Annotated in this window: 2 protein-coding genes; one reads left to right on the top strand and one right to left on the bottom strand. The window is 68.5% G+C overall.

Annotated elements, in window-relative coordinates; all coding sequences use genetic code 11:
• Window positions 1-97: 97 nt before the first annotated feature.
• Window positions 98-439 (bottom strand): hypothetical protein, encoded by a 342-nt coding sequence (locus ACWGIC_RS44800; protein WP_452082043.1) that lies wholly within the window; start codon window positions 437-439, stop codon window positions 98-100.
• Window positions 440-499: 60 nt separating this feature from the next.
• Here ACWGIC_RS44800 and ACWGIC_RS44795 point away from each other — a divergent pair, with 60 nt between their 5' ends.
• Window positions 500-3,127, top strand: coding sequence for a valine--tRNA ligase (locus tag ACWGIC_RS44795; RefSeq protein ID WP_452082042.1), 2,628 nt, complete (start codon window positions 500-502; stop codon window positions 3,125-3,127).
• Window positions 3,128-3,251: the final 124 nt, after the last annotated feature.

The raw sequence follows: 3,251 nt of genomic DNA, 5'->3' as shown, positions 1-3,251 counted from the left end.
TACCCTGTTTCGCACACCCTCCGCCACCTCGCCTAAAACCGTGAAGCGCTCCGGGCCGGATTAAGATCCCCGCACGGAGCCCTTCACGGACTTCGGGCTAGAGCGTCTGGCTGGTGGTCTCCGCGGAGGAGCCGAGCCCGAGGATGTACCCCATCTTCCGGTCGTTCGCTCCGATCGGCTGCACCTGGTGCACCACGATCGCGGCGGCGAGCAGCAGCACCAGGCCGACGATCGCGGCGACGCCGGGCCAGCGGCTCGGCACCGCGCCGCCGCGGCCGTAGACCGGGGCCGGAGCGGCGCGGCGTTCGCGCTTGCGCCGCTTCTTCAGGTCCTTCTTCGCGCCGAGCCAGGCGTCCCGCTGGGCGTGCTTGCGCCATTCGGGGTCCATGAGGTCGGGATGGGTTTCCATCCGGTCGTCCGGATCCTCCGGCCGAGTCATCGGCGCACCGCCTTTCCCCCTGCGTAACCCCGCCGCGGCGGGTTCGTAGACTTGTCCATTGTGACCGAGAACGCTCCGCAGCAGAAAACCGACCTTCCGGGTGCCTGGGACCCGGCCGCCGAGGAAGCCCCGATGTACGACCGCTGGGTAGCGGCCGGGTACTTCACGGCCGACGCCTCGTCGGAGAAGCCGCCGTTCTCGATCGTACTGCCGCCGCCGAACGTGACCGGCAGCCTGCACATGGGGCACGCGCTCAACCACACCCTGATGGACGCGATGAGCCGCCGCCGCCGGATGCAGGGCTACGAGGTGCTGTGGCTGCCGGGCATGGACCACGCGGGCATCGCGACGCAGAACGTCGTCGAGCGCCAGCTGGCCGGCGAGGGCCTGTCGCGCCACGACCTCGGCCGCGAGAAGTTCGTCGAGCGCGTCTGGGAGTGGAAGGCCGAGTACGGCGGCAAGATCCTCGGCCAGATGAAGCGGCTCGGCGACGGCGTCGACTGGTCGCGCGAGCGCTTCACCATGGACGAGAACCTGTCCAAGGCCGTCCAGACGGTGTTCAAGAACTTCTACGACGCCGGCCTGATCTACCGCGCCGAGCGCATCATCAACTGGTGCCCGCGCTGCCAGACGGCGCTGTCGGACATCGAGGTCGACCACAGCGACGACGACGGCGAACTCGTGTCGATCCGCTACGGCGACGGCGACGCCTCGATCGTCGTGGCCACCACGCGCGCGGAGACGATGCTGGGCGACACCGCGGTGGCCGTGCACCCGGACGACGAGCGCTACGCGCACCTGGTCGGCACCGAGATCGAACTGCCGCTGACCGGGCGGAAGATCCCGGTGGTCGCGGACCGGCACGTCGACCCGGAGTTCGGCACCGGCGCGGTCAAGGTGACCCCGGCGCACGACCCGAACGACTTCGAGATCGGCCGCCGCCACGACCTGCCGATGCTGACCGTCATGAACGAGCGCGCCGAGGTCACCGTGCCCGGTCCGTTCGAGGGCCTCGACCGGTTCGAGGCGCGGCCCGCGGTGGTCGCCGCGCTGCGCGAGCAGGGCCGGATCGTCGCGGAGAAGCGGCCGTACGTGCACGCGGTCGGGCACTGCTCCCGCTGCGACACGGTCGTGGAGCCGCGCCTGTCGCTGCAGTGGTGGGTCAAGGTCGCCGACCTGGCCAAGGCCGCCGGCGACGCGGTGCGCGACGGGCGCACGAAGATTCACCCGGCCGAGCTGGAGAAGCGCTACTTCGACTGGGTCGACAACATGCACGACTGGACGATTTCGCGCCAGCTGTGGTGGGGCCACCGGATCCCGGTCTGGTACGGCCCGGACGGCGAGGTCGTGTGCGTGGGCCCGGACGAGCAGCCGCCCTCGGGCGAGGGCTGGACGCAGGACCCGGACGTGCTCGACACCTGGTTCTCGTCGGGGCTGTGGCCGATGTCGACGATGGGCTGGCCGGACGAGACCGCTGATCTGGCGAAGTTCTATCCGACCAGCGTGCTGTCCACCGGGTACGACATCCTGTTCTTCTGGGTGGTCCGGATGATGATGTTCGGCGTGCAGGAGATGGACGGGCGGCAGCCGTTCGACCACGTGTACCTGCACGGGCTGATTCGCGACGCTAATGGCAAGAAGATGTCGAAGTCTCGCGGCAACGTCATCGACCCGCTGGAGTGGATGGATGCCTACGGGGCGGACGCCACCCGGTTCACGCTCGCTCGCGGGGCGAACCCGGGGGCGGACATGGCGCTGGCGGACGAATGGGCCGCGGGGTCGCGGAATTTCTGCACGAAGCTGTGGAACGCCAGCAAGTTCGCGATGATGAACGGGGCTACAGCGGAGGGCGCGCTGCCGGACGCTGTCGAGCTGACGGAGTCCGACCGGTGGATTCTCGGGCGGCTCGCGGCGTTGGTGTCCGAAGTGGACGGTCTCTTCGAGGACTTCCAGTTCGCCAAGGTCGCGAACGCGCTGTACCAGTTCACGTGGAACGAGTTGTGCGACTGGTATCTGGAGCTGGCGAAGGTTCAGCTGTACCAAGGGGATTCCGCGCGGGTCGAGGCTACGCGGAAGGTGCTTGGGCACGTGCTGGACACGGTGCTGCGGCTGCTGCATCCGTTCGTTCCGTTTGTGACGGAGAAGCTCTGGACGGCGTTGACCGGGGGCGAGTCGCTGGTGATCGCTGCTTGGCCGAAGGCGGTTGAGGGGTATGCGGATCCGGTCGCGGACGCGCGGGTGGCGGATGTGCAGAAGCTGATCACCGAGATTCGGCGGTTCCGGGCTGATCAGGGGTTGAAGCCGGGGCAGAAGGTCGCTGCCCGGCTGTCGGGGGAGGCGTTCCCGGACGGGCATTCCGGTGCGATCCGGTCGCTGGTGCGGCTTACCGAGCCGGAGGACGGGTTCTCGGCCAGTGCGTCGCTGGAGGTGGCGTTGGCTGGCGGGGTCGTGACGGTGGAGCTGGATACGTCGGGGACGATCGACGTGGCTGCGGAGCGGAAGCGGCTGGAGAAGGATCTCGGGGCTGCGCGGAAGGAATTGGCGCAGACTGAGGGGAAGCTGGGGAACGAGGCGTTTATCGCCAAGGCTCCGGAGCAGGTGATCGAGAAGATCAAGGTGCGGCGGGAGACCGCGGTGGCTGATATTTCGCGGATTGAGGCTCGGTTGGCGGCGTTGCCTGCTTCCTGAGGGGGCGGCGGCTCGTCGCCTGGCGGCGACATTGCGCCCCGGATGGGTTGGGGGCACCCCGAAGCCCATTGTGATGACGGACGGCGGGTGCTTGTCAAGGCGGGAAAGATGCCTTGACAAGCAC

This window comes from Amycolatopsis sp. NPDC054798 (assembly GCF_053611505.1).
This window is presented reverse-complemented; position numbering and strand designations above follow the sequence as displayed.

What these genes read in the sequence shown, in the direction of transcription:
- ACWGIC_RS44800 (WP_452082043.1), bottom strand. Translation starts at nt 439, where the DNA reads ATGACTCGGCCGGAGGATCCGGACGACCGGATGGAAACCCATCCCGAC.